Below are 6206 nucleotides of genomic sequence, written 5' to 3' on the forward strand. Positions count from 1 at the left end.
ATTCAATCCCGTTTGACTGTAGCGTTTGGGACAGTGAGTCTTGTCCAAAGTGCGGGAATTTACGTGAGCCAGGGAATCGACGAATGTCGCAAACCAACTCGATGTTGTGCTGCTGTAGCAGTTCAACAAAATCGTCCAACGGCAAGTTGGAGTGACCAATCGTCCATATTTCGATCGAGTTGGTTTTCACCATCTTGGTCCCATCACAAGTCGAGCAGAGCGGCGTCCACTAGGCCGAGGCACCGCTGTCATGATTGACAAAACGCTGCACCGCGTCGACGATGGCAGCTGCCGAGATGCCTTGCATGTCGAGCTGTTTGTCTGGCGATCCGCTGAGCGGCTGCTTGCGAACGGCCAAGCAATTCACCGGGGTCGCGTGGTCCGACAGACTGGTCAACACCGCTTCGCCGATCCCGCCTTCGGGAAAATGATCTTCAATCGTAAAGATCACTTTGGTTTGGTCAGCCGCTTGCCGTACCGTGGCGTGGTCCAGTGGTTTGATGCAGTACAAGTCGATCACTCGGGCGGCAATGCCGTGTTCTTTCAGTTGCTGGTGAGCACGCAGCGCCTCGTGCAGCGTGATACCGGCAGCGATCAGCGTCACTTGATCCTCGTCGGAGTGACGCAGCACCTTGCTGCCGCCGATCGGAAATGTTTCGTCGATGTCATAGATCACCGGTGTGTCACCACGCGTGGTTCTCAGGTACGCAATGCCTGGGTGCTCGGCCATCGCTTCGACCAAGGCTTCGGTCGATATTGCATCGCATGGATACAACACGACGCCGTCTTGAATCGTGCGGAACATCGCGATGTCCTCGAGTCCCATTTGCGACGGCCCATCCTGGCCGATCGAAACGCCGCAGTGCGAACCGACAAACTTGACGTTCGCGTTGCTGTAGGGCGTCATCCGGATTTGATCAAAGCTGCGAGTCAAGAACGCGGCAAAGGTGGAAACAAACGGCAACTTGCCTCGCAGCGCTAAACCTGTCGCGGCTCCCACCATGTTCTGTTCGGCAATGAACATTTCAAAAAAGCGGTCAGGGTAGTCGTCCCGGAATTGTTTTGAACGTGTTGAATTGCATACCTCGCCGTCCAGTGCGATCAATTCGGGGTACGTCATCGCCAACCGACACAACGCGTTTCCATAAGCGTCGCGAGTGGCAATCTCGTCACCGATTTTGTACTGCGGCTTCTCAGCTTCGTCTGACTCCAGTGGTTTTAATTGCATCTCTTTGGGCTTGGCGATTTCACCATGCACTGGTTCATCAATCTCGCCGATGTCCGACAAAGCTTCGTCCACACGATCTTTGTCGACCGGCTTTCCGTGAAAGCCTTCTTGATTCTCCAGGAATGAGACGCCTTTGCCTTTGATAGTCCGTGCAATGATCATCACTGGCTGGTCGGTCGATTGGCAAGCATCGGCATAAGCATTGCGGATCTGCGAGTGATCGTGGCCATCGTCAACGAGGATACATTTCCATCCAAATGCCTCGATCCGTTGTTGGTACGCTTCCAAATCGTACCCGTACATCGTCGGGCCGCGTTGACCGAGTCGATTGACGTCCAAAATGGCAATCAGGTTGTTCAGTTTGTAGTGGGCAGCCAATTGGATCGCTTCCCACTGAGATCCTTCGGCCATTTCGCTATCGCCTAGCAGGACAAACGTGCGGTAGGACGCATGGTCCAAGTACTTGCCCGCCAACGCCATTCCCAAGCCAACGGACAATCCTTGGCCGAGCGAGCCAGTGGCAGCTTCGGTAAATCGAAATCGAGCCGTCGGATGGCCTTCGAGTTTGCTACCAAACGTGCGGTAGCTCATCAGTTCCTGTTCACTGACCTGACCCGCAGCGGCCCACAATGCGTAGAACAGTGGAGAGGCGTGGCCTTTCGAAAAAATCAGTCGATCGTTGGCGGGGTGTTCTGGGTTTTCGACGTCGTAGCGGAACGTGCCTGAGAAGACGAGATCTGTCATCAATTCCACGGCGGACAGCGACGAAGTGGGATGCCCCGAATCAGCCTCGGAGGTGGACTGCACGATCCAGCGGCGAATTTGCTTTGCCAGTTGTTGCAGTTTCGTTGTTTCGATGTGCGAACTTGCCTGAGAGGAAACTGCTTGAGAGGAAACAGCCATGGAATTCTCCTGGTTGGTTTGTCGACAACGTGATCGCGATGCGGTCAGCCGTCGGTATCGATCGAAAACGCCGCGGCCGAAATATGCAGCGTTGAATGGCCCCGTTTCGTATCTAAATTTCGAGCAATTGTCGCGCCGTCGATATCTCCGGCGCCAGCAGGATTGGGAATGCGAGTTGCAGCGTTGATTGCAATCAAACTCGGCGAATTGTGTAGATGTCAACGACACCGCTCAGCAAAAAATCTCTAAGGGAGCTACTGAAATGTTTATGAAAGAAAAGAGGTCAGACGACCTCGTGCGTATCGAGGATCTTCAAATGCTTGCCAGTCCTTTGGAGGACAGTGTCAGGGGATGTCGCCAAGCGGGAGAAGAAGAACAAGATGTGGCGATGTTTCGCAAGTCAGACTTGGTTTTTCCATCGGGTGAATCGCTGCCGAAGTGTTGGGTCGATGCCGATTATCAAGTCCATCACTCGCTGACGCACTCATCGCATGGATCACCCTCGTAATTCAAATTGGATCCACGTTTTGGATCCACGTTCACCTCTGACAGGCACCTCTGACAGGTTCTAACATGAATTTTGCAAGAAACGTCTCGCTACAGCTTCTCGTGTGTCCCGTACTGATATTGTGGGGATCGCAAGCTGTGGCGCAGCAAGCAACAGCACCGGACCGGGACCGCGGTCGTGATGCTGCGGTCCAACGCGAAGGGGGCATTCCTCGTTCCGAGGTTTCCAGCGATGCCAACGATGCCCAGCAGGGCACCGAAGAAGGAATGCCGCAACAGCCGCAAACACGTGCGAACACGCGAATTCAGCCTCATGTGTTCCCGCCTCAATCGGATCAATGGAAGCTTGGCGTGTACGCCCATAATACCGACACCGGAGTTGTGGTCACCCGAACGGTGCCCAACACTGCAGCGCAGGCCGTGGGGCTCGAACGTGGCGACCGGATCGTCGCGGTCAGTGGATACCAAGTCGGCTGGATACAAGATCGGTTGTACCCGCTCGGGGCGGAACTGAATCGTCGAGCCAGCCACCGAGGGCACGTCACCTTGTTGGTGCAAAACGTACGCACTGATCAATTGATCAATCTCGAGGTGCGGTTGGATGCTCAGCGACGATTTCGCACTCAAGAGAGATCAGAGCGTCCGTCAGACGAACCGGCATTTCCGCAGCGATCAAGATCGCCGCGAGACTAACCGGTGACGAGGCGGTGGAAGAACTCGCCCTCATTGACCGTGGGGGTTTCGGGGCGACCTTTGTGGATGTAGGTCAATTGCCGGTTTCCCAGCCCGAGCAGATGCAGGATCGAAGCGTGCAGATCGTGCACGTGCAATCGGTCCACCGTCGCATGCAATCCGAGATCGTCGGTCTCGCCGATCGTTTGGCCGCCTTTGACTCCGCCGCCGGCCATCCACATCGTAAACCCGCTGGGGTTGTGATCGCGACCGTTGCCTTTCTCGGACATCGGAGTGCGGCCAAACTCGCCGCCCCAAACAACCAGCGTTTCCTCGAGCATACCTCGCTGTTTCAAGTCCTTTAATAACGCCGCAACCGGTAAATCCATCGCCCGGCACATGTTGCTGTGGTTGCCTTCGATGTTCGAATGCGAATCCCATTTGCTGCCCGCACCATGGTACAGCTGGATGAACCGGACGCCGCGTTCGGCCATCCGCCGGGCCAGTAGACAGAGTCGCCCGTAGGATGCGGTTTCCTTTTGATCGATCCCGTACATCGCCTTGGTCTTTGCCGATTCACGTGACAGATCAATCACATCGGGCGCTTCGGATTGCATGCGAAATGCCAGCTCGTAGCTCGAGATCCGTGCTTCCAATTCGGTTTGCTCAGGATGCTGATTTGCGTACCGCTGGTTCAATTGATTCAAAAATGCCAATTTCGATTGCTGTTGCAGATCGGTCATTCCTTCGGGCGGATTTAGGTAAGGGATTGGCTGCTTTCCTTCGCTGAGCCGAGTGCCCTGGTAGACTGCGGGCATGAACCCCGAACCCCAGCTGCGTGGACCATTGACGATTTGCGCCCGATTGTCTTGCATCACGACGAAAGCGGGCAGGTTGTCGTTTTCGGTGCCAAGTCCGTAGCTAACCCAGCTGCCCAGCGATGGACGCCCACTCAGGATCGAGCAGGTGTTCATTTGGCAAACGCCTGCTGAGTGATTGATGCCGTTCGCCCAGCATGATCGAATTACGGCAATGTCGTCGATCCGTTTGGCCGTTTCCGGCAACCAATCCGATACCCACGTTCCCGATTCGCCATGTTGTTTCCATTTGCGTTTCGTCGGCAGCAGCGGCGATCGCATCTCGCCCATCGCCGTGACGACTTCGCCAAAGCTGGCCGGAATCGGTTTGCCTGCTAATTTTTGTAGGAGTGGTTTAGGATCAAAAAGATCGAGATGGCTGGGGCCACCCTCCATAAAGAGAAAGATGACACGCTTTGCCGTTGGCGCGAAATGAGGCGGCTTTGCGGCGAGGGGATTCAAGTCGAGTTTGGAAGCATCGGCACGGCTAGCGATACTTGCCGCGGCAGGTCCCGCCGTCGCATCGGACATCATGCCCGCCAAGGCAAGGGCTCCAAAACCAGCACCACTTCGCGCCAAGAATTCCCGACGATTGGTCGGTTGCGCGTAATGTGGCAAATCGATGGTCGCTAGACGATTGGTTTTGTTCTGGTGGGACATGACTTTCCTATGGCACGACGAGAGAGGATGTGTCGTATTGGATGGGGATAAAAAGGTTTTTGACGAAGTCGCGATCAACAACTAATGGACGTAAAGGAACTCGTTTGAATTGAGTAACGCGTGACAGAAATCGACCAATGCCGCTTCGGTCGCTGAGAGCGCGATGATCGACTCGCCATGTGCCAAGATGGGCAAACGATCATTGACGCTGTTTTGCATCACACCAGGGTCGAGCTCGAATTGCCAATGACCGATGGCGTCACCCACCGATCGCTCGACTGTGTACAGAATCTCATCGACGCTCAACGCACGACTGACAAAGCGAATGTCGTCCACCAAGCCGTCAAAGGTTTGGGCGTTGCGGCCGCTGACACTGCCGATTGTCAGCGGCACTTTGTTCGAAAACTTGCTTGCCATGTGATGCTCGATCACTGCGGGCAGCAGTGGTTCGTCATCATTGGATAGGTCCTTCAAGTAGAACGTCACCTTGCCTGGTTTGCCGTCTTTGGCAGCTTGAAAGCTTGCCGAAGCATAATAGGGCGTGTTCATTTCGATATGGTGATCCGAAAAGATCGCCGCTTCGCCATACTTTCCACTGCTCAGTTCGCCGAACATTTGCAGCACCAAGGTTTGGGGTTTGCGGCGTGATCCCATTCCGGTGACGCCGATACGCCATCCTGGACCACGCTTGTCACCATCCCATTTGCCAACGATCGTACGAACGGTTCCGCTGTTGGCGATCGATCGAAGTTGGAAAAATGTCTCGATTGTAAAATCACTGACGTTCATCACATCATCGTGGGCGACCGCCAGCTTCAGCGACGGATCGTCGACCATAAAACGAACGGCTTGCCCGTCGCGATAGGGTAACTTGGACGTCTCGATTTTTCCTTCGTTTCGATCGCTTCGTTTGCTTTGCAGTTGTTGCGTTTGAGCATCAATAAACGCTATCGACTGCTGCACTTCATCGATCGACGGTTCGCGACCATACACACGCTGCCACGCTTGGCTGATTTGCGTGGAGATGTCACTTGAGGTTTCGGATAGCTGTTGCGCCATTTTTCGAGCATGGCCAAGCACTCGGTCGCTGTTGATCATCATCAGCGACTGAACCGCCGTGGTCGTGGTGTTTCGCGATGAGTTGCTCGAGAAAAACATTGGCAAATCAAAGCTGCTGAGCAATTCATCGGGCGAATTCCGCATATTGCGGACGAAGATACTGCGATAAGGCGAATCGCCTAGCACGGCGCCGCCACCGCTGCGGTCTTTCAGGACACCCGTCACCGTCAACAATGCATCACGGATCTGTTCGGCCTGCAATCGCTGAGTGTCGCGTCGCCAGTAATATTCGTTAGCCGGATCGATCGTGTGACAGTCGT

The 6206-nt window shown here is 54.8% G+C and carries 6 protein-coding genes; 2 read left to right on the forward strand and 4 right to left on the reverse strand.

Going from position 1 to position 6206, the window contains the following annotated elements:
- On the reverse strand, nt 1–193 hold a 193-nt coding region (locus tag RMSM_RS28725), incomplete at its 3' end, for a DUF488 domain-containing protein (RefSeq protein WP_008705566.1).
- A gap of 36 nt (nt 194–229) precedes the next feature.
- A complete protein-coding gene (locus tag RMSM_RS28730; protein WP_008705568.1) occupies nt 230–2131 on the reverse strand; it encodes a transketolase in 1902 nt (633 codons plus the stop codon).
- A 262-nt stretch (nt 2132–2393) separates the two neighbouring features.
- Between RMSM_RS28730 and RMSM_RS28740 the strand changes: the two genes are divergently transcribed.
- Together RMSM_RS28740 and RMSM_RS37480 are read left to right on the forward strand one after the other, a co-directional pair.
- Entirely contained in the window at nt 2394–2639 is a 246-nt protein-coding gene (locus RMSM_RS28740) for a hypothetical protein (RefSeq protein WP_008705572.1), read from the forward strand.
- Nucleotides 2640–2704: 65 nt separating this feature from the next.
- A complete protein-coding gene (locus RMSM_RS37480; RefSeq protein ID WP_008705573.1) occupies nt 2705–3331 on the forward strand; it encodes a PDZ domain-containing protein in 627 nt (208 codons plus the stop codon).
- Here RMSM_RS37480 and RMSM_RS28750 read toward each other — a convergent pair.
- Together RMSM_RS28750 and RMSM_RS28755 are read right to left on the reverse strand one after the other, a co-directional pair.
- A complete protein-coding gene (locus RMSM_RS28750; protein WP_008705575.1) occupies nt 3328–4827 on the reverse strand; it encodes a DUF1501 domain-containing protein in 1500 nt (499 codons plus the stop codon). The genes RMSM_RS37480 and RMSM_RS28750 overlap by 4 nt on opposite strands.
- An 81-nt stretch (nt 4828–4908) precedes the next feature.
- Nucleotides 4909–6206, reverse strand: a 1298-nt coding sequence (locus tag RMSM_RS28755; protein ID WP_040769896.1) for a DUF1553 domain-containing protein, incomplete at its 5' end; no start/stop codon positions are given.

It is taken from the genome of Rhodopirellula maiorica SM1 (assembly GCF_000346295.1).
GTDB lineage: Bacteria > Planctomycetota > Planctomycetia > Pirellulales > Pirellulaceae > Novipirellula > Novipirellula maiorica.

Coding starts and splice junctions, on each gene's coding strand:
- RMSM_RS28730 (WP_008705568.1), bottom strand. CDS start 2,131: ATGGCTGTTTCCTCTCAAGCAGTTTCCTCTCAGGCAAGTTCGCACATC.
- RMSM_RS28740 (WP_008705572.1), top strand. CDS start 2,394: ATGTTTATGAAAGAAAAGAGGTCAGACGACCTCGTGCGTATCGAGGAT.
- RMSM_RS37480 (WP_008705573.1), top strand. CDS start 2,705: ATGAATTTTGCAAGAAACGTCTCGCTACAGCTTCTCGTGTGTCCCGTA.
- RMSM_RS28750 (WP_008705575.1), bottom strand. CDS start 4,827: ATGTCCCACCAGAACAAAACCAATCGTCTAGCGACCATCGATTTGCCA.